The 312-nt window shown below is 60.9% G+C and carries 1 pseudogene; it reads right to left on the bottom strand.

Annotation, left to right across the window (positions count from 1 at the left end):
• Window positions 1–312: pseudogene (locus FQK12_RS27640) on the bottom strand (transketolase); the annotation flags it as partial.

Below are 312 nucleotides of genomic sequence, written 5' to 3'. Positions count from 1 at the left end.
GCGATTTCCGCGTCGCCCAGCGGCGCGCCGTGGGAGTCGTGGGTACCGGCTTTGTTCGGCGAACCGAAACCGATGATGGTTTTGCACATCAGCAGGGACGGTTTGTCGGTAACCGCACGCGCTTCTTCTACCGCGCGTTTAATCGAGTCAGCATCGTGACCGTCAACGCCGCGCACCACGTGCCAGCCGTAGGCTTCAAAACGCTTCGCGGTGTCATCGGTGAACCAGCCTTCCACGTGACCGTCGATAGAGATGCCGTTGTCGTCATAGAACGCCACCAGCTTGCCCAGTTTCAGGGTACCGGCCAGGGAG

It is taken from the genome of Klebsiella sp. ME-303 (assembly GCF_007910085.1).
Classification (GTDB): Bacteria; Pseudomonadota; Gammaproteobacteria; order Enterobacterales; family Enterobacteriaceae; genus Klebsiella; species Klebsiella michiganensis.
Note: the sequence above shows the minus strand (reverse complement) of the source record. Positions and strands in the feature narration are given on the sequence as shown.